Annotated in this window: 22 protein-coding genes and 1 pseudogene; 13 read left to right on the top strand and 10 right to left on the bottom strand. The window is 37.4% G+C overall.

Translation table 11 applies throughout. The annotated features are described in order from the left end of the window. Positions 1 to 132: 132 nt before the first annotated feature. Positions 133 to 777, top strand: a complete 645-nt coding sequence (locus PVK70_RS03395; RefSeq protein WP_130047886.1) for a TPR domain-containing protein — start codon at positions 133 to 135, stop codon at positions 775 to 777. 113 nt (positions 778 to 890) lie between these two features. Here PVK70_RS03395 and nrfA read toward each other — a convergent pair whose 3' ends face one another. Beyond that, positions 891 to 2,330 (bottom strand): ammonia-forming nitrite reductase cytochrome c552 subunit, encoded by a 1,440-nt coding sequence (gene nrfA, locus PVK70_RS03390; protein WP_130047887.1) that lies wholly within the window; start codon positions 2,328 to 2,330, stop codon positions 891 to 893. A 481-nt stretch (positions 2,331 to 2,811) separates the two neighbouring features. On the opposite strand from nrfA, the gene nrfB reads away from it, so the two are divergent. The 6 genes from nrfB to nrfF all read left to right on the top strand — a co-directional run bounded on the left by nrfB (position 2,812) and on the right by nrfF (position 8,051). Continuing rightward, the gene (nrfB, locus tag PVK70_RS03385) at positions 2,812 to 3,405 is read left to right on the top strand and encodes a cytochrome c nitrite reductase pentaheme subunit (protein ID WP_130047888.1); all 594 of its coding nucleotides are present in this window, start codon (positions 2,812 to 2,814) and stop codon (positions 3,403 to 3,405) included. Between the two features lies 1 nt (position 3,406). After that, positions 3,407 to 4,093: a cytochrome c nitrite reductase Fe-S protein gene (gene nrfC, locus PVK70_RS03380; RefSeq protein WP_130047889.1), complete on the top strand. Its 687-nt coding sequence runs from the start codon at positions 3,407 to 3,409 to the stop codon at positions 4,091 to 4,093. A gap of 1 nt (position 4,094) precedes the next feature. After that, positions 4,095 to 5,051, top strand: a complete 957-nt coding sequence (nrfD, locus tag PVK70_RS03375; RefSeq protein ID WP_130047890.1) for a cytochrome c nitrite reductase subunit NrfD — start codon at positions 4,095 to 4,097, stop codon at positions 5,049 to 5,051. A gap of 95 nt (positions 5,052 to 5,146) precedes the next feature. Next, entirely contained in the window at positions 5,147 to 7,036 is a 1,890-nt protein-coding gene (locus PVK70_RS03370) for a heme lyase CcmF/NrfE family subunit (protein WP_130047891.1), read from the top strand. 11 nt (positions 7,037 to 7,047) lie between these two features. Beyond that, positions 7,048 to 7,587, top strand: a complete 540-nt coding sequence (locus PVK70_RS03365) for a DsbE family thiol:disulfide interchange protein (protein WP_130047892.1) — start codon at positions 7,048 to 7,050, stop codon at positions 7,585 to 7,587. A gap of 2 nt (positions 7,588 to 7,589) precedes the next feature. Beyond that, entirely contained in the window at positions 7,590 to 8,051 is a 462-nt protein-coding gene (nrfF, locus tag PVK70_RS03360) for a heme lyase NrfEFG subunit NrfF (RefSeq protein ID WP_130047893.1), read from the top strand. On the opposite strand, the pseudogene PVK70_RS03355 reads toward nrfF, so the two are convergent. After that, positions 8,048 to 8,761 (bottom strand): annotated as a pseudogene (locus PVK70_RS03355) (aspartate/glutamate racemase family protein). The gene nrfF and the pseudogene PVK70_RS03355 sit on opposite strands and share 4 nt — an antisense overlap. A gap of 290 nt (positions 8,762 to 9,051) precedes the next feature. Between PVK70_RS03355 and PVK70_RS03350 the strand changes: the two are divergent. Beyond that, positions 9,052 to 9,933 carry a LysR family transcriptional regulator gene (locus PVK70_RS03350; RefSeq protein WP_130047894.1) on the top strand — a complete coding sequence of 294 codons (882 nt, stop codon included), beginning with the start codon at positions 9,052 to 9,054 and terminating at the stop codon, positions 9,931 to 9,933. Here PVK70_RS03350 and PVK70_RS03345 read toward each other — a convergent pair. After that, the gene (locus tag PVK70_RS03345) at positions 9,930 to 10,661 is read right to left on the bottom strand and encodes a phosphatase PAP2 family protein (RefSeq protein WP_130047895.1); all 732 of its coding nucleotides are present in this window, start codon (positions 10,659 to 10,661) and stop codon (positions 9,930 to 9,932) included. The genes PVK70_RS03350 and PVK70_RS03345 overlap by 4 nt on opposite strands. A 249-nt stretch (positions 10,662 to 10,910) precedes the next feature. Here PVK70_RS03345 and PVK70_RS03340 point away from each other — a divergent pair, with 249 nt between their 5' ends. Continuing rightward, complete coding sequence (locus PVK70_RS03340; RefSeq protein WP_130045596.1) at positions 10,911 to 11,396, top strand: GNAT family N-acetyltransferase; 486 nt, start codon at positions 10,911 to 10,913, stop codon at positions 11,394 to 11,396. Beyond that, positions 11,393 to 12,865: a bifunctional NUDIX hydrolase/phosphatase PAP2 family protein gene (locus tag PVK70_RS03335; RefSeq protein ID WP_242504770.1), complete on the top strand. Its 1,473-nt coding sequence runs from the start codon at positions 11,393 to 11,395 to the stop codon at positions 12,863 to 12,865. The genes PVK70_RS03340 and PVK70_RS03335 overlap by 4 nt, the downstream gene beginning before the upstream one ends. 69 nt (positions 12,866 to 12,934) lie before the next feature. On the opposite strand, the gene PVK70_RS03330 is transcribed toward PVK70_RS03335, so the two are convergent. The 3 genes from PVK70_RS03330 to PVK70_RS03320 all read right to left on the bottom strand — a co-directional run bounded on the left by PVK70_RS03330 (position 12,935) and on the right by PVK70_RS03320 (position 17,033). Then, the gene (locus PVK70_RS03330) at positions 12,935 to 13,630 is read right to left on the bottom strand and encodes a tetratricopeptide repeat protein (protein WP_130047896.1); all 696 of its coding nucleotides are present in this window, start codon (positions 13,628 to 13,630) and stop codon (positions 12,935 to 12,937) included. A gap of 144 nt (positions 13,631 to 13,774) precedes the next feature. Next, positions 13,775 to 14,650 (bottom strand): mechanosensitive ion channel family protein, encoded by an 876-nt coding sequence (locus PVK70_RS03325; protein WP_130045598.1) that lies wholly within the window; start codon positions 14,648 to 14,650, stop codon positions 13,775 to 13,777. 1 nt (position 14,651) lies between these two features. After that, positions 14,652 to 17,033 (bottom strand): ATP-binding protein, encoded by a 2,382-nt coding sequence (locus PVK70_RS03320; RefSeq protein WP_443111803.1) that lies wholly within the window; start codon positions 17,031 to 17,033, stop codon positions 14,652 to 14,654. Positions 17,034 to 17,310: 277 nt separating this feature from the next. Here PVK70_RS03320 and PVK70_RS03315 point away from each other — a divergent pair, with 277 nt between their 5' ends. Further along, the gene (locus PVK70_RS03315) at positions 17,311 to 18,291 is read left to right on the top strand and encodes a tetratricopeptide repeat protein (protein ID WP_242504771.1); all 981 of its coding nucleotides are present in this window, start codon (positions 17,311 to 17,313) and stop codon (positions 18,289 to 18,291) included. A gap of 96 nt (positions 18,292 to 18,387) precedes the next feature. Here the strand turns inward: PVK70_RS03315 and PVK70_RS03310 are convergent, their stop codons facing one another. Beyond that, entirely contained in the window at positions 18,388 to 19,050 is a 663-nt protein-coding gene (locus tag PVK70_RS03310) for a Bax inhibitor-1/YccA family protein (protein ID WP_045102312.1), read from the bottom strand. A gap of 308 nt (positions 19,051 to 19,358) precedes the next feature. Between PVK70_RS03310 and PVK70_RS03305 the strand changes: the two genes are divergently transcribed. After that, positions 19,359 to 20,303 (top strand): precorrin-2 dehydrogenase/sirohydrochlorin ferrochelatase family protein, encoded by a 945-nt coding sequence (locus tag PVK70_RS03305; RefSeq protein WP_130047899.1) that lies wholly within the window; start codon positions 19,359 to 19,361, stop codon positions 20,301 to 20,303. 10 nt (positions 20,304 to 20,313) lie between these two features. After that, positions 20,314 to 21,003, top strand: coding sequence for a GntR family transcriptional regulator (locus tag PVK70_RS03300; RefSeq protein ID WP_130047900.1), 690 nt, complete (start codon positions 20,314 to 20,316; stop codon positions 21,001 to 21,003). 11 nt (positions 21,004 to 21,014) lie between these two features. On the opposite strand, the gene PVK70_RS03295 is transcribed toward PVK70_RS03300, so the two are convergent. The 3 genes from PVK70_RS03295 to PVK70_RS03285 form a co-directional block, all read right to left on the bottom strand. Next, a complete protein-coding gene (locus PVK70_RS03295; protein ID WP_130045603.1) occupies positions 21,015 to 21,203 on the bottom strand; it encodes a hypothetical protein in 189 nt (62 codons plus the stop codon). A 114-nt stretch (positions 21,204 to 21,317) separates the two neighbouring features. After that, on the bottom strand, positions 21,318 to 22,007 hold the full coding sequence (locus PVK70_RS03290; RefSeq protein ID WP_130045604.1) for a DUF2786 domain-containing protein: 690 nt from the start codon (positions 22,005 to 22,007) through the stop codon (positions 21,318 to 21,320). Between the two features lie 175 nt (positions 22,008 to 22,182). After that, positions 22,183 to 23,397, bottom strand: a complete 1,215-nt coding sequence (locus tag PVK70_RS03285) for a hypothetical protein (RefSeq protein WP_130047901.1) — start codon at positions 23,395 to 23,397, stop codon at positions 22,183 to 22,185. Positions 23,398 to 23,418 lie beyond the last annotated feature (21 nt).

Genomic DNA, 23,418 nt, shown 5'->3' with positions numbered 1-23,418 from the left:
ATGCAAATTATAAATGCGATGCTGCTCATTAAGTATAGGCCGAGAAATGAGGCTACTTACTATGATAGCGATCATTGCTATCATTTATAATATGGATTACGATCGCGCCAGTTTTTTTCTAGGGAATACAATATGATTATAATGATGTTGTTGAGTTTTGTAATTATCGCCGCGGTTTTGTGGTGGTTTTACAGTCGAGATAAAGCGACTTCTTTAAATCCAGCATGGATGATATTTTTTGTTGTTATCAGCATGATTGTTATTTTTTCTTCAGGCCTACGACCAGAAAAATTTGCTGTAAATAATAAAGCCATTACAGAGCCGTTAGGCCCGCTGTCGTATAGCGATAAAATGCGTTATTTAGAAGATCAGTTAAAAGCATCACCTAATGATGCCGAACTTTGGTTTGAGATTGGCCAGGGGTATTTACTCAATGGCGAGTTTTCTAATGCAAGTATCTGTTTTGATTATGCACTGCGCCTTACTGATGAGCCAACAGCAAATCAATACGCAGCAAAGGCGACGACGTTATATTACGCTCACTCTCAAATTATTGATGAAGAAATCCAAGCCTTACTGGATAAAGCGTTAGAGCTAGATGAATATAACCAAGCAGCATTAACCTTAATTGCTTCTGATCATTTTGTGACATTCCGTTATCAAAAAGCGATAAATGCTTGGCAGAAAATTTTAAATTCAGAACGAGTAGATGTAGATAGGATTACGATCATTAATTCAATTAACCAAGCGAAACAATTGATGCAAGCTCGTCGCTAGTTAAAGAGTTAAAGAGACAGAAAAGCCGACACTTAGTTTATAAAGTGTCGGCTTTTTATTGCTTGAAAAGTGTGTTAAAGCTCCGTGTGTGTAACACTGATCTAATTCACATATTATTTAATCGGAGCGTAATCTCTTGATTCACGTTCTTTAGCTTGCTCCTCCCACTGTGGAACAACAGTTTCCAAGAAGTGTTTCTTCTCTGCATTCATTGCATCCATATCCATGCCTAGTGCTTTTTGTGCAGCAGCTTTAGTAGAGATGTCTGGAATTGCAATAGGGTCTGTAATGCCTTTTTTCGCCAGTAAGCGAACAAGTTTAGTTCGAGCATCTGCTGCTTTATCAACCGCAGTCCCTAATACTTCTAGGGCAACTTCAGGAGCATGCATATGTACGCCGTGTGAAGCAATCGCATAATCCCAACGCCATTGTGCGTGGCGAATGTCTTGTAGGATTGCTTCCATTTCTTTTTGAGTTGCACCGGCATCCCATGCTGCACCAGCCTCAAAATGAGCAGCAACGATTTGACGTTCCGCTGTGAGTTTCATTTTTAGTACTTGAGCTTTACGAGTAGCAACAACGCCTTGTAGCATTTCTTTAGATTGCGTGTGACAATTTGCACAGGTGTCTTCAAAACGGTCAAACGGATTACCAACTTTATGGTCAGTGTATACAGTACCGTCTTCCTTTGTCACTTTTGGCATATGACAATCCACACAAGTTACTTTGTTCTTACCGTGAATGCCATCTCGCCATGTTTCATAGCCTGGATGTTGTGCTTTTAGCATTGGTGCTTTAGATACTTTATGCGTCCAGTCTTTAAAACCGATCTCATCATAGTACTCTTCCATTTCATCAACCGTAGTTCCTTTATCCCAAGGGAATTTAACGGCTTTAGTTTTACCAGTGAAGTAGTACTCTACGTGACATTGACCACAAACGGCAGCTTGTTGGTCTAAACGAGATTGGTCACCAAAAGGTTTACCAATAGCGTCCATAGCACGCTCTACATGGGGCTTGGTTAATGCCAGTGCAGGACCACCATTTTTAAACTCTTCACTACGAGTATCGTGGCAATCGGCACAACCAATTGGGTTTTGGATTTCACTACCTAAGCGAGCCCATTTACCAGAGAAATAGCCGTCTTCGCCTTGTTCTTCGATTACACGCCCAACATCAGGGCTTTTACAGCTCCAACATGCCATCGGCATAGGGCCTGATTTTTCATCGGTAGGGCCAGCAGTACGAAGGGTTTCTCTTACGTCATCAATCGCATAAAAGTGGCCACGAGCTTTGTTGTAGTCTTTAGCAAAACCGTAGCCAGCCCATAAGATCACCATGTTTGGATCTTCGGCTAATGCGTCTTCGATTTGCACACTGTCAGAGGTAGAGCGCCATGTATCGTATTGATCGGCGTACTCAGTTGCATAGGCTTCATTACGAGGGTCAACTCGCTCACTGTTTTCAGAGGCAGCAAAGCTATGACTACTTAATAATAAGGTAGTCATCATCGCGATTGCAGCGGCTGAACGACGGGTCCATTGCTTTTTCACTATTGTATCTCCAATATTCTTTTAATTAATTAGCCAAGCGTTGTGAAAGCGACTATCAATCAGAATTGGAAACTTTGCTTAGTGTAGCGTAAATGCAAGTTGGTGATTTTTTCATCGGGGTTAGTGTTGATTTACATCAAGTTACATAGGTGATCTATATCACCAATAAAGGCAACTAACCCTAAAGTGTTAATTTGCTTTTACCTTGTTAAGAATGGTTATTATTTTCGTTTAAATACAACAAGATAGTGGTTTGTGGATGATTATCACAAAAGTGGTAGAAGCTGAGTGGTAATTAGATACAAGTTGTATTATTTAGACACATTTAGTTATAAAATATGTTTGTTAAGCGTTGTGGCTAAACTATCCAATGAGAATTGCTACCAAAATCTGAAGGAAAATCTTCAGGATTACAATTACTCACCCTCCTATTTGTTCATGTTTTACCGTATCAAATAGTATGGAAAGGGAAGGATATATAATGGGCAAAGTCAAACTCGCCATAGCCACAATGTTGAAGCTTACCTTCGCATTTTGTCTCTATGGTTTGTCTCTGAATGTTGCAGCGGATGAATCGCCCCAAATTAAGGCCGATGCATCAACTCGATATGAGGTGACACTAATTCGTGACCGCGATTATGCGTGTACACAATGTCATAAAGATGAAAAAGAAACACTTAAAGGAACACACGGAGAAGAGTCATTTGCGATTCTTAAACGTGATGTGAATTGTGTTGAGTGTCATAAATCAATTGGGCCTGATCACCGAGAAGGCGCACCTCAAGTTACAAAATATTCTGCGGCACAATCAAAGCAAGGCACGGAAAAAGTGACCCTCTCGTTTGATGAAATTTTACAAGCTAATAGCCAATGTACTGATTGCCACACCTCAGATAGATTACGAGACGACAGTTGGACGCATGACGTTCACGCTAAAAACTTAACCTGTTCATCTTGTCATGTCGTTCATGGAGAAAAAGAGGCTGTGCTTTCTTTTGATCATTCAACGAAGATTAAGATGTGTGTTGATTGCCACGCTGATTTTAATCAGAAAGAAAATAAGCTAGGAGAATAGTATGAGTTGTTCTAGACGACATTTTTTAGCTGGTTCTGGTGCGGTTATCTTTACTACCGGAGTTGCAACGACGTCATTGATGAGCAGTAAAAAAACACTGGCTTACTCAATGGAAGATGGAACAAAACGTTATGGTATGGTCCATGATGAGAATGCATGTATTGGCTGCACAGCATGTACCGAAGCGTGTCGTGAAGTGAACAGTGTGCCAGAAGGCGTTTCTCGCTTAGAGATTATCCGTAGTGAACCTCGCGGGGAGTTTCCTGACGTTGATTATCGTTTTACACGCAAATCATGCCAGCATTGCGAAAACGCGCCGTGTGTGATGGTGTGTCCGACAGGTGCTGCTTATAAAGATGAAAAAACAGGAATTGTTGATGTTCATAATGAGAAATGTGTGGGTTGTGGCTATTGTTTAGCAGCGTGTCCTTATCAAGTTCGTTTCTTCAATCCTGTGACTAAATCTGCAGATAAATGTGATTTTTGTCGTGAGACTAATTTAGCACAAGGGAAGCAACCTGCTTGTGTTGAATCTTGCCCGACAAAAGCACTGATCTTTGGTGATTTAAACGATAAAGACAGCGAAATTAATACGGTATTAAATAATAACCCAGTATACCGTGACAAAGTGGATCTAGGCACCAAGCCTAAGCTGTATAAGATCCCAAATAAAAAAGGGGAGATTTAAGATGAGTGCATGGGAAGCTGCGTTTAATTTTGACTCTTTGGTATGGGATTGGATCATTGCGATCTATCTATTCTTAGCTGGCATGTCTGCCGGTGCGGTTATGATATCTATTTACTTAAAACGTAAAGTGATTGAAGGTAACCCTGCGGATAATGGCATTATCAAGGCGACGGCAATATTAGCGCCATTTGGTATTATTGCTGGTCTTACTATTTTGATTTTCCACTTAACTAAACCGTTATCTTTTTGGAAAATTATGATCTTCTTTAATCCAACGTCAGTAATGTCGATGGGGGTTATCTTATTCCAAGTGTATATGGTCGTATTGTTTGCTTGGATAGGGATCATCTTTAGAAAAGAGATCATGGGGTTCTTAAAAGGGAAGTTTGGTTTTATCGACACTGTCTTGTTGAAGATAGAACAGTTTGAGAATGCATTAGAAATCTTCTTAGCGGTGCTAGCGGTTATGTTGGCGGCTTATACTGGTTTCTTATTATCTGCATTACAAACCTACCCAATGTTAAATAATCCGGTATTACCGATTTTATTCTTGTTCTCAAGTTTATCTTCGGGGGCCGCGGCGTGTTTACTGTTCGGTGTTCTTGGGTTTAAAGAATCAAGTCATAGTACATCTGTAAAGTGGATACATAACTTTGAGCGTCCAGTTGTGGTGTTTGAATTATTTGTATTAGTTACTTTTTTCACTGGCTTAATTTTTAGTGGAGGTCAAGGTGAGGCGGCTGCATGGGCTGCTATTGGTGGTGGCTTTTGGGGAACTTGGTTCTGGGTTGGTGTGATTGGCTTAGGTATGCTTACGCCATTAGCCCTTAATGCATTTGCGCCAAAAGAAGTCGCTCATGGTAAAGGCTTTATTTTTGTTGTGACATCACTAAGTTTACTTGGTGTATTAATGCTTCGTACGTTTGTGCTTTATGCGGGACAAATGACCGTCGTATAATGTGGTATCGCCATGCTAACGTTACTTCCTATATAGGTAGTTACAGGCATGGCGTTTTTATATCGGTTTAATTTTATAGAAATCAATGGGGCAGTATGATTGCTGAAATCGGTCAATTTTGGTTAATAGCAACGATGATCTTATCATTTGTCGCTATGGGCTCTGTTGGGTATGGTCTTATTAAAAGTGACGAACAATGGTCAATGGCTATTTTTCCTCTTTCTTTACTGAGCTGTTTGTTTTGTATTCTTTCGGTTTCTGCGCTTGGTTATGGTTTTTATATCGATGATTTTTCAATTCGATACATTGCTGAACATTCTAATTCAGCGTTACCTGTTTTTTTTAAAATTGCCGCTATTTGGGGAGGCCACGAAGGCTCATTACTGTTTTGGGTATTAACCTTAACCTTATGGGCAGGGCTTATAACGCTAAATAGAAAGCGGATTGAGCAGGCTTATGTCGTTCGTGTTTTATTGGTGTTAAATACACTGATTGTAATTTTTTCTGCCTTTACACTTTTCGCTTCAAATCCATTTATTATTTATGTAAATACACCATTAGAAGGCCGAGATCTGAATCCAATGTTGCAAGATATTGGATTGATATTTCATCCACCATTACTTTATTTGGGTTATGTTGGTTTTGCCGCTACGTTTTCTTTTGCTCTGGCAGCGCTAATGATGAAAGAAGTTCCATTTACATGGGTTCGTTATGCAAGAAATTGGACCTTACTGGCATGGGCTTTATTAACGGCAGGGAACAGTTTAGGTTCGTGGTGGGCATATTATGAATTAGGCTGGGGAGGGTGGTGGTTTTGGGATCCGGTAGAGAACGCTTCTTTGTTGCCATGGTTAACTGCTACGGCTCTACTACACACGTTAATTGCTAGCCATAAGCAGCAACAGCTACTTAAAACCTCTGTCGTTTTAGCGTTGCTTACGTTTAGTTTGAGTATTCTTGGTACCTTTGTGGTGCGTTCGGGTGTATTGACTTCGGTTCACGCGTTTGCGGTTGATCCTACTCGTGGCATTATTTTGTTATTGATCCTTTTTGCTGTGCTTTTAGTTTCATTTTCTTTGTATGCACTTAAAAGTAAACAGCTAAATAGTAAATCGATCACTGAGTTGATGAGTCGCGATTTTCTTTTTTTACTGTTAGCAGGGTTGTTCTCAATCGCGACAATAACCGTGTTGCTAGGCACTTTTTATCCGATGATTTTTCAAATTTTAGGATTAGGAAATATCTCTGTTGGTGCTCCTTATTTCAATCTACTGTTTGTACCTATGGCGATAATCGCGCTGTTGATGATGGCAGTTTCAATTTTTGTCCAATGGGGTAAAAAAGCAGAGGTAGCGACCAAAAGAAACGGCTTACTCTTGGGACTTGGTTCAATAATCTGTGGGTTGATTATCTACCGACTTCAATACAGTGAGCTGTTTATTGTGCCATCGATTATTTGGGTATTAGCTGTCGCTGTTGTTGGAGGTTCATTATGGACAATAAAACAGTCACAAGGAAAAGCGCTCGGAATGGCAGTGGCACATATAGGCGTTGCAGTTGTGATGATTGGGGCGGCAATGAATGCTGAGCACTCTTTTGAAACCAGTGCGAAAATGGAACCTGGTATTACAGCAAAACTAGCTGATTATGAGATTACTTATGTAGAAACGGATTTGTTGGTTGCTTCAAACTATACTGCAGAACAAGCTAATTTAGTGATCAGTGAAGAGGGTAAGAAAATAGCAACAGTTCAGCCACAGCGTCGTCATTATCAAGTACGTGTGATGAACATGAGTGAACCTGCTATGCATTGGTTTTGGCATGGTGATATCTATGTCACTTTGGGTGAAAAACTTAAAGATGGTAGTTTCGCGCTTCGCTTACAATATAAAGCGTACGTAAGGTGGATATGGTTTGGCTCTATCTTAATGGCATTAGGTGGTATTATCGCCATCATTAAAAAGAAAAAAGCGGAAGAAGCATAAAGGCACTCTTGATGAAAACAGGTTCTAAGAAAACAATAGCGAAAATAGGCCTAGCCGTTAGTGTATGTATTGGTATTTTTATCGTATTACTTAGCGGATTAGAAACCAAAGAATCAAGCACCTCAACAGCGATGGTGGGTGAGAGTGTCCCTGCTTTTGAATTGCCAGAAGTCATGGATACGTCTGTATTATTAAATGAATCGTTATTTCAACAGCAACCATTAACTTTATTAAATGTCTGGGCTGCTTGGTGTGGTATTTGTAAAACCGAGCATCAGTTTTTACATCAATTAAAAGAGCAGGGCATAACCATCATTGGTTTAGACTATCGAGACGATCGCATTGCAGCGAAACAAGTGTTAGAGCAGACAGGTTCACCATACCAAGCGGTGATTTTCGATCCAAGAGGAGCACTTGCAATGGATTTAGGCGTTTTTGGTACACCGACAACTTTTTTAATTGATCAGAAAGGGGTGATATTACATCGCTTTACTGGCGCTTTAGATGAGAAAAAATGGCAACGTGAATTTGCTCATTTTTTTGAGGAATAATAATGAAACAATGCAAAGAATTACTGTTCTTAATTATTGCTTTATTTAGCTCGGTATCCGTTCAGGCCAATTCTGATAATGGTTCAAGCTTGTTTGTTGGCGCGGATAAAGAGGTAATTGAAAGCGTCGAGCTGTTTGAATTTAATTCACCACAAGAGCAGAAACGATCTATCGATTTAGCGAAACAATTGCGTTGCCCTCAATGTCAAAACCAAAACTTAGTAGAATCAAATTCTCCAATAGCCAAAGATTTACGTTTGCAAGTTTATCAGCAAATAAAAGCAGGTAAGAGTGATAAAGAAGTGGTGGCATTTATGACGCGTCGTTTTGGGGATTTTGTTTTATATGAACCGCCATTAAATGCGAAAACCTATGTGCTTTGGCTATTGCCGTTATTGCTACTTATTGGTTTTGGCATTATGGCGGTTAAATCAGTGAATAAGAATTGTAAAGAATCTTCTTAGCTTGCTATCGCTGCTGGCTCTGCTTCATAAGACCATTCAACACAATACTTTGCTAATATTTCTAATGAATCCAAACAATGATGCGGTGACTGTAAATTTTGCTCAGCTAGCGCTACTGGGATTTCAGTGCAACCAAGAATAATCGCTTCTGCACCTTGGGATAACATATCTTTAAATACAGGTAGCATTAACGCTTTCCCTTTTTCAATGTTTCCAGCTTTAACTTCGTAGATACCTTGCATAACTGCTTGTTGCTGCATGTCATTAGTTTCAATCACATCAATATCATACTGGTTGAGCTTCTGTTGATACATTCTTGCTTTCATTGTTGCAGTTGTCGCAAGTAACCCAACCGTTTTATGTTTACGTATTTGGGTCTCTTGTACAACGCTATCAATGATACTAATGGTATGAACATGGCTAGTCGCGCTTAACTGTGAATACCAATAATGTGCAGTATTACATGGAATAACAATGCACTCTGCACCAGACTGTTCTAACTGATCAAAGCTGTGTTTTTATTCAGGGTAAGGATCTTCACCATGGCCCATAATAAATGCCGTTCTATCTGGAATTTGTGGAACACTACTCACTACCATTGGAATGTGTTCTTGATCATTATGTGCTGGTGTCTGAGTTATTATTTTCATCATAAACTCAACGGTTGCTAATGGCCCCATCCCACCTAAGATACCTAGTTTTTTATTCATAATATTAATCTTGCTAATGCAGAAGTTGAATAAATCATGTCAGTCGTTGTAGTTTTTGTTAAATGTTAAGAATTATAGTTGTATGTCAAATCGGCATAGCTAAAAGCCTAAAAATTAGAATTAAGTCTCAGTAAGTCGTTTTTTGGATGATTTATATACATTTGAGATGAAATTGTTTTCTTTGAAAGTGATTTATTAGAGTTATCTAGCATATAAATATTATGTAAATCGTAATAATGCATTTTAGGAATAGTGATGTTCGTCCCTTTAAAGGACAGTGAGAAAATGACATGAATGTAGAAAGTAAGTGGCTAGAAGATTTCTTAGTGCTAGCAAAAGTGCGGAACTTTTCTCAAGCCGCGGCATTAAGGAATGTAACTCAACCCGCGTTTAGTCGACGGATTCGTTTATTAGAAGATACCGTGGGTGCTGAGTTGATTGATCGAAAAAGTAAACCGATTGAGTTAACGCCCAGTGGGAAACTATTTCGGATCACGGCACGAACATTGGTTAATCAAATAATGACAGGTATTAATCAAATTTCAGATTTATCCCGATTGGGAGGTAACGTTGTACAAATCGCCGCCGCTCATTCATTAGCTACAAGCTTAATTCCTACAATACAAAGCTTATTACCAGAGAGTGATTACAAACCGATATTAAGTGTTGAGGCAATTGATGTTGATCAGGCGACCAAAGAATTAAGAGAGGGCGCGTGTGATATTTTATTAGCATTTGATGATGAGATCCTAAGATTGCCGCCTTATCAATCTCAATTACTGTCTAAAACCGAATTATTGCCAGTTAGTGCATGTAACGAGCAAGGCAAGGCGATCTTTAATTTTGATAGTGGAGATCCTTTACCATGGTTAGCTTACAGTTCAACATCATACATGGGGAGACAAGTTGAAACAGTGCGAGAGCAAGTACAATTAAATCCAATATTCTCATCATCAATGACCGATATGTTGAAAATGTTGGTTCTTGATCGTCAAGGCATTGCTTGGTTGCCTGCTTATAGTATCAAAGAAGAGTTAAGACAAAAAAAAGTCGCAATCATTGGTGAACTAACATTGCGACTTTCTATTGAGTATTATGCTTATCGCTATCAAGCTAGGTTACATCCAGCAGGCGAAAAGGTATGGAGCATTTTGTGTGAAATAGAGTTCTAGTTTTCAGAATTTGGCGCTTTTTCTAAACAAATTGTAGGAACACATAAGATTAAGACGGACGCGCTGATAATTGAAGCAATTAGATCTAAAGGCCAGTGCATACCAAGCCAAATACGACTAAAACCAACGCCTACTCCCCAAGTAATGACGGCAGTGGTTAAAAGATAGTGCTTATGACGTAATAAAAATCCGCCCCAAAATAAGACACAGATTGCAGCAAATATAGTGTGTCCCGATGGAAATGAATAGTTAGTACTTGCTCGCCATTGTTCAATACGGGCTGGGCTCACTCTGTTTTCTGTATGGCTAATCAGTGCTTGTTTGCTGTCTTCATCTAATGAGTAAAAACGTTCAGTACTGTCAACAAGATCAACTTGTACTAAGGCTTGTGTATATGGACGAGGGATCTCTGTTATTGCTTTTACACCGCTTTTAAGCATAAAACTCAATACGAGAAGAATGCCAAACTGTAGATATAAAGAGAGTGTTTTTTTTATAGGTAATCGCTGAATAATAGGGATTGAACAGAGAATCGCTAAGGTAAGAATAAAGAGGTATTCACCTGCTGAACGACTCAACCATTTAAGAAGTTCATTTTCAAACGGCGGTAATGATGCGAATAAATCAGGAGCAGGGGTCAGTAGTAAAACCGTCCCCATAACTGAAATAAACAGAAAAAAAGCGATTAATTCGTAAATGCGATGTTTAGGAGAAAAAGAAAAAAACATAATTAATTATTTTATAAGGTAGTGAGTGAAATGAGTGTATCGTGATTAACATTTTTATAGTCAAAATAAAGTAAGGAAAAGCGTTAATTAGAGCGATTAATTATTTTATGGTTCAATACGATGACGTATTTACGCATTCTTAGGTAAAACTGATAGGTCGTTCAACGAATACAGATTCTCATTCTGAAGAGCTTTTTTTTGTATATAAATCATGCTCTAATTACCGTTCTATTATTATTTGGTATCAACATGGATTCAGTTATTCGTCGAGCGAAAGAAATCGATTTGTTTTGCTTAAATTCAATGATGTATCAGTTGCATGATGAGCATCATCAACAGTGCCCTGAATTATTTAAAACGGCTTCTGAGATAGAAGAAGAGAAAAGCATCTCTCGTTATTTGGATGACCCTGACTGCATAGTATATGTAGCAGAGTTTAACGGTGCAGTTATTGGATTTGTTACCGCGCATTTTTGTGAATTAGTTTCAACGGTAAGTAAGCCGGTGATGATGGCTACCATAGATGAGCTGTACGTAGAATCAACGTATCGCAGAAATGGCATTGCTGAAGAATTAATGGCACGAATTGAGCAAGAATTAAAGGATTATGGAGTAAAAGAACTCTTTGTTGAAGTTTGGAATTTTAATCAAAAGGCATTAGATTTTTATAACCAGCAAGGCTTAAAAGATCATATTCATTATTTACGTAAATCTTTAAAAGAGGATGAAATATGAAGCAGTTTTTTACTTTGATGTTATTTCTTTCAACATTGTTTTCAGCACTCTTTTCTATACCAGCAATAGCCGATGAAGCACCAAATTCAAAAGGCGCGGTATGCGTTGTTGATGATGGCTTTCGAGTAGTTTTGATTGAAGAGTTAATTACGGGGAAGTTATCATTACCGGGAGGGGGAATTGATAAGGGAGAAACGGCCAGAGAAGCCGCTGAGCGAGAAACATGGGAAGAAGCTGGCTTAGTTGTGACAGCAAAAGAAATCTTACACCAAGATGAAAAGGCAATAATTTATCGTTGTACCAGTGATTCCGATATTATTGTATTTGATTTAGAAACCAGTAATGGCTTTTATCGAATACCATCGTGGTTTGCTCCTCATTACGGTATTGAAACCGAAGCAGTTTACTTAACCGAACCTTATAAAATAAAACATGGGAAATATCGTTACCCAGAACAGTTGGAGTTACTTCAGAGTTGGCTTGCTAAACCGCTAGAGAGTGATAACAGAATTACCTGGGTTAATAATTTAGTTGATCAAGCATCAGATATACACCAAGTCGAATTAGAATTGTTAATGTCATTACGAGAAAGCATAGACAGCTTGCCTGCTTTAGCGAATATTAGCATTAAAATGTTTTTTATTATGATAAGTGAAACGAGTTCAGATACTTTTTTCTACTTCCTATTTATTGTTGCACTGGTGTATTTGGGGCGTGAAACTGCACTGACATTATTATTCGGTATCATTCTAAGCGTTGTTCTTACCGAATTAGCTAAACAAGGGCTAGCATTACCTCGACCGTTTGTTTATTTGCCGCAATTGCAGCTTACCCAAGCTAATGGATTTGGAATGCCAAGCATGAACGCCATGCTTTCTGTTGTCATTTATGGTGTGTTTTATCTTTCATTAAAGAGAAAACAATTATCGACGTTGATACTACATCGATATGCCTGTCTTTTTGTTGGATTGATAATTGTGCAGTCAATTTCACGAGTATGGTTAGGCGTTCACTTTTTAACAGACTCTATTGTAGGTATTGCACTGGGCGCGATGGTTATTGTCCATTTTTCGAGTTTACAGCGTAAGCATGGTGATTTGTTATATCGTGTGATAGCAGGTCTGCCATTTTGGTTAATTATGTCGTTCGTAACCAGTGGTATTGCCTTTATTATGCTGTATATGAATTATTTATATATGGCAGTGTTATCTTGGGCTGTAGTTTTAGCCATTTCGCTATCGAAAGCGCAGCCGATACTTAACATAAAAGATCGTTTATTGACTCTGTGTGCTTTGTTAGTTGTGATAATAGCTATACGTTTTAGTGCCGATTTATTATTAGGCACATTAGAAGCAAGTTCGGTTATTGTTTTAGTTATAAAATCAGTCGAAAACTTCGCGCAAATATTTATGCTCATCACGATGTCAGCTTGGTTGCCACGTTATTTAAATGATCGTAGAAAGGCTTGATAAGATTAGTGGTTGCCTTAGCTAACGAAGGCAACCACTATTAAGTCATAACAAAAGATGCGGATAGGTTTATTTAGAATGCTCTTCTAGCCATTCTAATGCGTCATTTTGTACAGAAATTCGTTGTGTTTTATACAGTTTTTCGCCAGTAAAATCTCGATATGTGTCAGCTTCAGGATAAGCCTTCGCTGCAGCTAAATTAAACCAAAAATACGCCTTTTCCATATCTTGTTTAACCTCAATACCTTTAAAATATAGAAAGCCAAGATTGCGCATTGAGGTCGCATTACCTAATTCAGCTGCTTGGACGTACAGCAATTCAGCTTGATTAGTATTTTGAACTAATCCTTTGCCTTGTAGATACAAGTCTGCAAGATTATTCATAGCATTACTGTTATTCATCTCAATTGCTTTATTGTACCAATTGGTAGCTGTCGTAAACTTATTCTGTGATTCATATACTTTACCAAGGTTATAGTAAGCCATTGAGCTTTCATTTTTGGCTGCTTTAGTAAAATATTGAATGGCTAAGTGCGTATTAACATCAGTACCAATACCTTTCGCGTACATCACACCTATTTTATTTTGTGCTTCAATTGACCCATTGTTTGCAGCGCTTGTTAACCAGGTAATCGCATCTTTATAGTTATCTTGGTTTAAATAGGCAGTGCCTTTTAAGTAATCTTGATGTGCTTCTGTATTAGCTAAAGCTAAGGAGGAGCATAATGACGCAGATAATAGGAGTGATTTTAATATTAATTTCATTACAGAACCAAAGAGTTAGCTAATATAGAATGATATGTTATCAATAAAATTAGAGGACAGCGAGAGATAATAAGGCAATGAATTGAATAAAATAATGTTTTTGAACGTAGAAGCTCTTTGAGAATAAGAGCTTCTATTTAAAGCTTACTGACTTTGCACTGCGATACGTGGAGGCAGTATATTAGATTTTCTGAACTCTTGCATAACGCGTAAAGTAATGTCTGTCTCAAATAATTTTTCTACCTTTATATCAACTACATAAGCCTTGCAGGTGAGTTGTATAGCCAAATAGTTATCAGTAATGGTTTGTTTAACTAAAACAACAACCGGTTTTGGTAAGTGTATATAACGACTAGAAGATGCCGCTTCTTGGATAATATCGCGCGCAGTATTAATGTCTTGATCCATACCAATATAGAAAGGGATAACCACTTGCATATCTAATGCACCATAGTTCCCACTTACAACAACATCATTTAAGAATTTATTATTCGGGATCGTAATAATGTCATCAGTTAAGGTTTGCATTCTTACTGAACGTAATCCGATAGTAATAATATCGCCATAGTGTCCTTCAAATGTGACTCTGTCACCGACTTGGAAAGGGCGATCAATCATAACGGTCAGGCCTGCAATAAAAGAAGCAGTAAGATCTTTTAAAGCGAAACCAACTGAAACCGCAATTGTACCGCCTATTAATGCCAGTACTCTTTCATCAACACGAAAACTGAGCATGAATACCGCCATACCAGTCGACATATAAATAAAGAATTGAAAGAAGGATTGTAATTTTTGCATCAACATACGGCGTTGAGCAAATTGACTACTGATCCCATCAACAATCGATTGAGTAAAGCGCAATAATAGCCAAGCGACAAATACAATAACGAATGAAAAAGCGACACCGCTCCAGCGAATTAAACTGGCAAACTGGTGTAAGTTATCGATAGATTGAGCTTCTTCAGCAAAGGTTGCGCTACCAAAGGTGAGCGTAATGAAAAATATAAATAATCTAAGCATATTATTTCACCAATAAGTGTTGACGATGTAAAACGTTTGTAATGTGGCGGAACCAATGATCAGAAATACGAGCCTTATCATCACTCCATTCAATATAGCCGCGGCTTTGAAAGTATCTAAGTGTACTGATGACTTCAGCCATACTTAATCGACTGCATTCACACAGATCTTCTGGAGAAGCAATTTCAAGCTGAACAATAGAGCGAAGAACGGCAAGCATCGGCTTAGGCATAGCTTCTAAGTCGTCTGAGTGCGGGGCTCTGAATAATCGAACTAAAACGGCATCAGTATCCTTATCCCTATGTAACGATAAACGGAAAAAGCGCAATGCGACAGTTGGGTTACCATCAGAGTAATCCCACAAAATACGATAAAATCCGTTTTTAGCTCGTTCTTCTTCTGTTAAATTTTCTTCATCCCATTGTCTTGGTAGCACTAAGCCATCAAAAGAAATTGAAGGTGTTTTTTCATTCGTTTCTGCTGTTTGTGTGGTGGTAATACGAGATTCGAGCAACTGACCAATTTGTTTTTCATCCCATTTAGGCATAAAGGTAACAAGATCAAATAATAGACGTTCGCCACGAGCGCGATCAATGAAACGCCAACTTGATTTTTCGATAGCTAATACAACGCGATGGCTTTTTCGAGCACGACGAAGTAGGTTGGTTAATTTCATTAAATCGGCTAAACCATTTACTTTCGGTTTGACTAGGCGCTGCGTATTATCAAAAGCCAATAGATAGCAAGTATCACTGTTACGTAAATGCTGAAGAATATCTCTTTCTGTTGATCCTTCAGATAACCCTAACTGTTTTGCGAATTCTGGTAATAAAGCAGAGTATCCATCATATGGGCAATTTAAGTAGAGAGGGTGTGCATTTTTTACTTTATTAAGTAAGCGTTTTAGTAAGGTAGTTGTACCTACACCTCGTTCGCCAGAAAGCACACATACTGCTGGACTATCAGTTAATAGGTAACGTGACAGGGCTGTCATTTCTTCTTTAGCATAATCTTCAATTAATACGGAATCTTCAGAGCCTGGAGATATGTAATCAAAAGCAGCGGTACCCTTAATTCGAACAAGATTAGACTGTTCACGAGACACTTCGGTTTGTTTAGCCACTTCTATTCTAAATAAATACGCTAAAGCATGGCTAAATGCAGCGTATTGAGATAACACACTAATAACGCTGTGTTGAATCGCTCGCCATGAAAGCCAAGCCGCAGCACATGCTGTAGCAATAATTGAGATTAAAAATGTTTCTTGGTTACGAGCTGCCCACTGTATTGATACAGGTAATGGATCAATATGATTAATTCTATTAAAAACAATCGTCCGCCATTGCTTTAGAGTATAAACCGTTAAAAGAACAAAGAATAAATAGACTAAAGAATTAATCCAAGCATAAATAGTACCTTGTCCCAGTGTTCTTGACGATATTTGTAAAATGACACCAGCAACAATAATCCCCCAAACGTAATGACGAATAGACGCTAGACGTAAGGTAATGATTTCTTTTTTATTATGCTTACTATTACGATAAATAAATTCAAGGATAAAACTTACCGCTATTGAGCCACCCAATACCCACCATGTAAATATTTCCAAAAATATTAGGTGCTGTAAGCTTGGTAGTGTTGAAATAATACGTAGCGTAACCGTAATGAGAAGTAACCAAGCTATCGCTTTATGTGCTCGAGTTAGGTACCAAATGCCTCGGATGAGTAAATTGGGTTTATTGGTTCCTTCAAGTTTTGATTTTTTGAAGTCTTTAATTAGACGATCACTATTTCTAAGCCACCAACTAAAGATAAAAAAGACACAAAGCACTTTAAAAATAACGCTAATGATAGGCACTGGAGATATTCTCAAATCACGCAATAAATTTTTAAAACTGCGGATTTGGTAATGAATGTAATATTCGATATTTAATTGAGTAATGGTTAATTCAGAATAAAATTGAGTTACTCCGTATGGGCCAAACCCAGTTAATTGATCTCTTGTAATTTGGTCTGTTAATTTTAGTAATTGTTGTTTGCTTAAATTTAATGAATTTAACGATTGATGATTTTGTTCAACCGTTAACCAATGTGCCTCATCCGTATTTTGTCTATAGTTTTTTAGTGCTGTTTTAAGTTCCTCAGCGTGTTTTTTTTGCTGAGAAATCGTTGTTGATAGTAGCCGCTTTACTTGCGCGTAATCATTACTAGAAAAAAAATGTTGTTCTGGTAGAGCTCTAATATCATTTTCAATTGTTTGAACTTGAGAGCTAATTTTTATTGGTTGCTCATCAGAAAGCCCCCAGCTTGCAAAGCTAAGGTGTGAGAAGATAAAAAGAGACACAAACAAATAGTAATGAGACGTTTTTTTCATATAAGCCATAATAATGAATGATTTGTTTATAACCTTAGCTAACTTTTGCTAAAAGAACAGTAACAAAGCTAGGAATTCTAAATAAAAAATACTCAAACTGTGTTGTTTTGTATGTTTGTGTGCGTTTTCATAAGAAATAGCAAGATAAAGCTAGATTTCTAAAAGGTATTCATTCTAATTGAGTGCGAAAATCATTAGAATAGGTTTATAAAAACGTGTTCCATTTTTCGATGATATTGATATGTATTGGTTCTTATTTTTTTGCAGTGTATTTTGCTTAATTGTCATGATATGGCATTTTCACTCTGTTGATAAAAAAAGGTTAACAAGAGCTCGACGTAAACAGCATGACTTGCATGTATCTACGCCAGCTACTTTTGATGATGAAGCAGATAGACAGGATAAAATAAATAGAGCGAATAGCGGGAATATTACAGCACAGTTGGCACTAGGGGCTGATTTAGAGCTTGTTGATCAAAACGGGGCGATAAAGTGGTACCTCAAAGCGGCTGAGAAAAATAGCCAACAAGCTTTTTATGCGTTAGTTCGACTTTATGATGTTAATTATGATGATCCTGAAGCCTGTGAAAAGTCTAAATATTGGGCTGCACGACTCGGTGACTCTAAAGGAAAACAAAGCTCTACTTTTATTTTAGGTAAACTTTATTTAGAAGGGGTCGGGTGCGAGAAAGATATAGAGTTAGGGTTAAAAACGATTACGACCTTAGCATTAAATGATCATCTTAAAGCTCAATTATTTCTTGCTCAATGGTATCAGAAGCAACAAGAAGGACACCCGGAAGGCTTCTACTGGATGTTACGAGCAGCTTATCAAGATGATCCTAAAGCAATGGTTACCGTTAGCTCTTGTTATTATCATGGAATAGGAATAAAGAAAGATATCTATAAAGCGATTTATTGGACAGAACGTGGTGGAGAGCTTAAAAGCCCTGAGTCACAATACCGTTCTGCTCAATATAACCAAAAATTGTCTTCTTCTCATAATGCAGTTGCTTACATCTGGGCTTATCTTTCTGTTGCGAATGGACATGAAGAAGCTCATAGTTTAAAGAATGATTTAGAGGCAAGCTTACCTCTGGAAAACTTATTAACGATTCAAAATGTAGCTCGTAAGCTGCATGTGTTAATGGATGAGAAACCAGTAAAGAAACACTCGGTAATTCGTTTACTTAACAAGTTTTATGTTAGAGAAAATTACTTACCGACAGAAGACATTAGTGATGAATGTGCAATGTATACTAGTTAGTGTGTTTTTGGTGTATGAGCGAACTCTAGAACAATAGATACAAAAATGCCAGCCTGTGAGGGCTGGCATTTTTTATGTTTATCGAATACTTATCGATTAATCATCACGCATAATACCAAGAATGCTTAGTAGGCTGATGAAGATATTGTAGATAGAAACATACAGCGTAATCGTTGCTGAAATGTAGCTTGTTTCACCGCCACGGATGATTGATTGTGTTGTTAATAGAATTGCACCTGTAGAGAACAGAATGAACATGCCACTCATTGCAAGGTGTAATAAAGGCATTTGTAGGAAGATATTTGCTACCATGCCAATTAGAAGAACAACAAAACCAGCCATTAACACGCCATTAAGGAATGATAAATCACGCTTAGTTGTTAATGCGTAAGCCGATGCAGCCATGAAAGAAAGGGCTGTGCCACCAAGTGCTGTTAAGATCACATCACCCATACCTGCACCAATGTACATGTTAAGGATTGGACCGATCGTGTAGCCTAGGAAGCCTGTAAATAAGAAAGTAAATACAAGACCCATGCTGTTGTTACGGTTCTTTTCTGTTAAGAACAATAGACCGTAGAAACCAACAAGCATAATGATAATACCTGGGCGAGGTAAGTTCAGTGCCATTGATACACCAGCAACAAGTGCTGACCATAACAGTGTCATTGATAGTAAAAAGTAAGTATTACGTAATACTTTATTTGTTTGTAGAGCCGACTCTTGAGTATGAGTTTGGCCGAACATTTGATTATTCATCGTATTCCCCTTGGAATGGACAGACATAAATATATAGACAGTTATGGCGCTTATAGTTCAAAAAATCAAGTTTGTTCGCGTTTTTGAACTGAATTAATTGAGCTGGAAACCATTTTACATCAGTGTATTAACTTAGCTTGCGTACTTTGTAAGCATCTGTAACAAGTGATAAATTAACCTAGATAGTGGTTATAAGTACTTTCGTGGTCTTATGTTGTTGAAGTTAACAAGTTTGTGAATACATACCTTCTTTTATGAAAGCAAGGTATAGTGCTCTCAGAGAATAAAAATTAAGGATAAGAGCAGTAATGAGATATTTTCCCATTTTTATGGATATTCAAAAGCGACCAGTATTAGTCATTGGTGGTGGGGAAGTGGCGTGTCGAAAGATAGATATGCTATTGCAAGCAGATGCAGATATTACCGTGGTGGCCCCTTCAATTAAATCTTACCTAATGAATTACGTTGAAGAAGATAAGATTCATTATATAAAAGGTTTTTATCATAGCGATTTACTTGCTAAACAATCATATGTTCAAGTGTGGGCAACGACAGACAACTCAGAGTTGAATCATCAAGTTTATCGTGATGCACATGACGCTCGTATTTTAGTCAATGTTGTCGATGATACACCGCATTGCGATTTCATTACGCCATCAATGGTAAATCGAGGACGTGTTCAAGTTGCAATATCTAGTGGTGGTTCGTCACCAGTCTTAATAAGAATGATACGTGAGCAAATGGAAACGCAGCTGTCCTCTAAGATTGCCATGTTAGCTGATTTTGGTGCTGATAAGAGAAATGTGATTAAGCAACACTTTATGACGGTTGACGAGCGCCGTAAGTTTTGGGAAACATTTTTACGATCTCCTGAAGTCGAAAAGTTAACAACACGAAATGAATTAGAGCAGTTATTTTCACAGTACTTATCATCGAATATCGAAACAAAGGCTGAACGAAATTGGATCGAATATCATCAAGAGACAGAAATGTTAACGTTAAAATCGTTACGTTTAATGCAGCAAGCAGAATGGGTGATTTGTTTTAATGATTGCCCTTCAGAGTTTGTGGAATTATGTCGTCGTGATGCAGAGCGTCTTTATGTCGATACAGAGCAAGAGATTGCAGAGTACTTACATCAAGCGGAAGTGGAAAATATACGAGTTACGATCTTATTAAAAAAGGGACATTTACTGCGAAATGCAACGTTACAAGCTTACTTATCAAGTGACATTTATGTGCCAACGCTTTAAGGAGGGCTAAATGCAATACTTGATGATAAAAGACGCCATAGAAGAGCAAATAGAAAGTGGAATGCTAAAATCTGGACATAAGTTGCCATCAGAGAGAGTGCTTGCAGAATCTTTCTCAACCACACGTATAACTCTGCGTGAGGCGCTCAATCATTTAGCTCTATCAGGTAAAGTATATAAAGAAGAGCGTCGTGGTTGGTTCGTTTCTACAGATACATTGAGCTTTAATCCTGTAACCGACACTGATTTTGCTAAGGTATGCCAAAAACAAAAATGGCATTACGCTGTAAGCAGTATAAGCGCACAAAGGGTATTAGCACCGAAAGAGATTGCAGAAACGTTACAGTTGCCGCCATTTTCATACGTAATAATGCAGACTAAATTGTGGACCATTGAAGGAAGAAAGGCCGCAGTTCAATATCAGTATGCACCTGAAAAACAGTTTTCAAACATAGCAATGATAGACGAAGATGCGAATCTTACTGAGTATTTAAAAGTGCATTATTTGTGCGAAAGTCAAAAGAATAGAGTGAAAGTCGAAGTGGCACCAGCGACTGAATTAGAGTCAAGTACGTTAAATATCAGTAGTGGTAGTATGCTAATGTCTATTACTCAAACAGCAATAAATAACCAAAATATCAGCTATTTATTGCAAGTACTTCGAATTTCCCATGATCTAGTCACAATTGAAATAGAGTAATAGTTTATTCATTAAAAAGGTGATATTTGTTTGATTTGATTAATAAGCTCTCCCTCGGTCAGAGGTTCAGAGTTTAGATCAAATTCAGCAGAGGCTCCGCCTTTTAACATATAAACCCTAGTTCCGCAGTGGTCATAGTGGTACCACTTTCCATCAATACATACATCGGTATAGCATTTAGGGTTTCTTAATAAAGTCATAATATCGCTCCCTGATACATTTATTTAACAAAGTTAAAGTATCGTGCAATCAAGGGCAGTTGTTTGATTTAAATCAAAGTGCTTTGATTTTATACTCAATATGTGACTAAAGTATTATCTTAAAAGCTTTGGAGCCTGGGTTCCAGCAACAGGGCGGTTAACTGAAATTGTTCTTCCTTTTTTAAGGCCTTTCTCATAATCAGCAGTAATATTCGCCATCGCTTCTTTTAGTTGTTGCTTAAACGTTTCACGGTCAATATTTTTAAATTCTTTATCGATGTAATCATTGATCTTGTTTGCTGATTCGTCATCGGGTGCAATTACGGGTAATTTTTCAAGAGCGCCTTCAATCCAACCAGCTAAAAATGAATTCACTCGTTTAGTGACTTCGAGTTGTCCTTTGCCAGAGCCTGCAAAACTATTTTTAAACTGGCCGGTTTGCTCATTCATTTCACGGTAAACAATATCGAAGGCAAAAGCCGCGAAAATAGCACGATCAGCAGAACCAATAAATTCGACTTTTTTTAGCCCTTTATGGTTTAGCAATACCGCTTCAACACCAAATCGGGTATTGATACCACGAATGATTTTTAAAATATTGCTGCCAACGTTACTCGGAAGTAGATGAGTACTTTGTGTTTTCCCCATCTTAATAAATTCAATGTCATCTTTTTCAAGGCCATACTTAAGCATAAGGCGATGCGCCATCTTAATGGCTTGAGCTGCTTCATTCACATTAGCTGAATTACCAAGTTCAAGACATTTAGCGATCTTTTTTAGAGCCTTTTGCTTTGTAGACGACATGATCTTACCTTTCTTTTTTCGGGGCGGTTATTTTACCTGTCTCTACGTGGATTTGGAAGATAATGATTACGAGTATACCAATTGAGGTTTGAGGTGGGTAATGATGGGGTAATTAAAGGATAGTAAGAAGTGTTCCCCACCTTCTTTAAAGACTAAAGAAGGTGGGTGTATTTATTTATCTGTACATTACTTTATAGCTTTTGATTTTATCATTTTTATGTTTATCAAATAAATATGTATAGTAATACTTTCTTAGGTAATGTTTCCCTGAATCACCTTTATAAGATAAGATCTTATAATTAGGTGAGATAGTCATAGATGATGTTATATATTGGAAATATGATGGCAGTGTAATTCCTGCTTCAACAACATTTTTTGGTACACAGAAGTTTCTTCCTAAAAAGTAAGCGTGTTCCCAAAAGCAAACTGCAGTATCATCTTTTTCTAAGAGAATTGATGAATACCTGTCATTATGATGCTTTCCAACATAGTTAGTATTCCTGTTATACGTTTTAGCCCATGTTTTATGTGTAAATGGTGTAAAATCAGATGATAAAGTAACTCGATAGCCATTACTAATAAGTAGTGATGAAACTATATTGTCAAATTCAAGTGGGAGGTTAATTACTTTATTTAAATCTTTCTCTTTAAAGCATAGCTTTTCTCCTTTCATGTTAACATGTTCAAATAAACACAGCAGATCTTTATTTGAATCGTTTATATCATCGATAATGTAAGTGTCAGAGCACTCACTTATGTAGGTCGGTTCTGAATGAATGAAGCCACCTATAGCACAAGCTTTTATTTCTGTTGTATTTTTAGATAAAGGGACACCAATTAAAACGGATGATATGGTATCGTAAGATATTGAATTGCTAAGAACTCTACCATCTTGGTCTAAATGTTCTTGGTATATAAAAGAACTGAATCCTTCTTCTATATTAAATAATGCAAATGATATTGGTTTGTCACCGGTAACAATATCTTCTGGATTATTAAAGTTAACAATCAATTCTGATTTGTTTTCTGTAGATGTATTGGTAATATGACTTCTTGTTATGTATTCAAAGTTTGAACAATAAATATCATTTAAACTTTTAGCACAAAACTTTACTTTATCTGTATTATGGTTGTCTTCAAATAAATAGGCTTTTTTTGATAAGACTTCATTATTTTCTGAGATCCAATAAATATCTAGGTATTCTCCATTTTCATTGAAATTAGTTGCTAGATTATCGTTAATGTAACCAAATAGTATTCTACTTTCATTTGAGTTAATACTGTCACTTACGATTTTTACGTTAAGTGTCTTTTGAGAAGTATCTGCAAAGGATTTAAATGAAAAAAAGGTTATTAATATTATTGTTGTGAATATTTTTAAAGCTGGCATATGAATCTCTTTTTTAATTTA

The organism is Aliivibrio sp. A6 (genome assembly GCF_028765505.1).
Lineage (GTDB): Bacteria > Pseudomonadota > Gammaproteobacteria > Enterobacterales > Vibrionaceae > Aliivibrio > Aliivibrio finisterrensis_A.
Note: the sequence above shows the minus strand (reverse complement) of the source record. Positions and strands in the feature narration are given on the sequence as shown.

Bases quoted from the DNA above. Each gene is read 5' to 3' on its own strand.
- PVK70_RS03320 (WP_443111803.1), bottom strand. From the start codon at position 17,033: ATGGCTTATATGAAAAAAACGTCTCATTACTATTTGTTTGTGTCTCTT.
- PVK70_RS03325 (WP_130045598.1), bottom strand. From the start codon at position 14,650: ATGCTTAGATTATTTATATTTTTCATTACGCTCACCTTTGGTAGCGCA.
- PVK70_RS03290 (WP_130045604.1), bottom strand. From the start codon at position 22,007: ATGTCGTCTACAAAGCAAAAGGCTCTAAAAAAGATCGCTAAATGTCTT.
- PVK70_RS03295 (WP_130045603.1), bottom strand. From the start codon at position 21,203: ATGACTTTATTAAGAAACCCTAAATGCTATACCGATGTATGTATTGAT.
- PVK70_RS03315 (WP_242504771.1), top strand. From the start codon at position 17,311: ATGATATGGCATTTTCACTCTGTTGATAAAAAAAGGTTAACAAGAGCT.
- nrfF (WP_130047893.1), top strand. From the start codon at position 7,590: ATGAAACAATGCAAAGAATTACTGTTCTTAATTATTGCTTTATTTAGC.
- PVK70_RS03310 (WP_045102312.1), bottom strand. From the start codon at position 19,050: ATGAATAATCAAATGTTCGGCCAAACTCATACTCAAGAGTCGGCTCTA.
- nrfB (WP_130047888.1), top strand. From the start codon at position 2,812: ATGGGCAAAGTCAAACTCGCCATAGCCACAATGTTGAAGCTTACCTTC.
- nrfD (WP_130047890.1), top strand. From the start codon at position 4,095: ATGAGTGCATGGGAAGCTGCGTTTAATTTTGACTCTTTGGTATGGGAT.
- PVK70_RS03300 (WP_130047900.1), top strand. From the start codon at position 20,314: ATGCAATACTTGATGATAAAAGACGCCATAGAAGAGCAAATAGAAAGT.
- PVK70_RS03340 (WP_130045596.1), top strand. From the start codon at position 10,911: ATGGATTCAGTTATTCGTCGAGCGAAAGAAATCGATTTGTTTTGCTTA.
- PVK70_RS03330 (WP_130047896.1), bottom strand. From the start codon at position 13,630: ATGAAATTAATATTAAAATCACTCCTATTATCTGCGTCATTATGCTCC.
- PVK70_RS03305 (WP_130047899.1), top strand. From the start codon at position 19,359: ATGAGATATTTTCCCATTTTTATGGATATTCAAAAGCGACCAGTATTA.
- PVK70_RS03345 (WP_130047895.1), bottom strand. From the start codon at position 10,661: ATGTTTTTTTCTTTTTCTCCTAAACATCGCATTTACGAATTAATCGCT.
- PVK70_RS03370 (WP_130047891.1), top strand. From the start codon at position 5,147: ATGATTGCTGAAATCGGTCAATTTTGGTTAATAGCAACGATGATCTTA.
- PVK70_RS03285 (WP_130047901.1), bottom strand. From the start codon at position 23,397: ATGCCAGCTTTAAAAATATTCACAACAATAATATTAATAACCTTTTTT.
- PVK70_RS03365 (WP_130047892.1), top strand. From the start codon at position 7,048: ATGAAAACAGGTTCTAAGAAAACAATAGCGAAAATAGGCCTAGCCGTT.
- PVK70_RS03395 (WP_130047886.1), top strand. From the start codon at position 133: ATGATTATAATGATGTTGTTGAGTTTTGTAATTATCGCCGCGGTTTTG.
- PVK70_RS03335 (WP_242504770.1), top strand. From the start codon at position 11,393: ATGAAGCAGTTTTTTACTTTGATGTTATTTCTTTCAACATTGTTTTCA.
- PVK70_RS03350 (WP_130047894.1), top strand. From the start codon at position 9,052: ATGAATGTAGAAAGTAAGTGGCTAGAAGATTTCTTAGTGCTAGCAAAA.
- nrfC (WP_130047889.1), top strand. From the start codon at position 3,407: ATGAGTTGTTCTAGACGACATTTTTTAGCTGGTTCTGGTGCGGTTATC.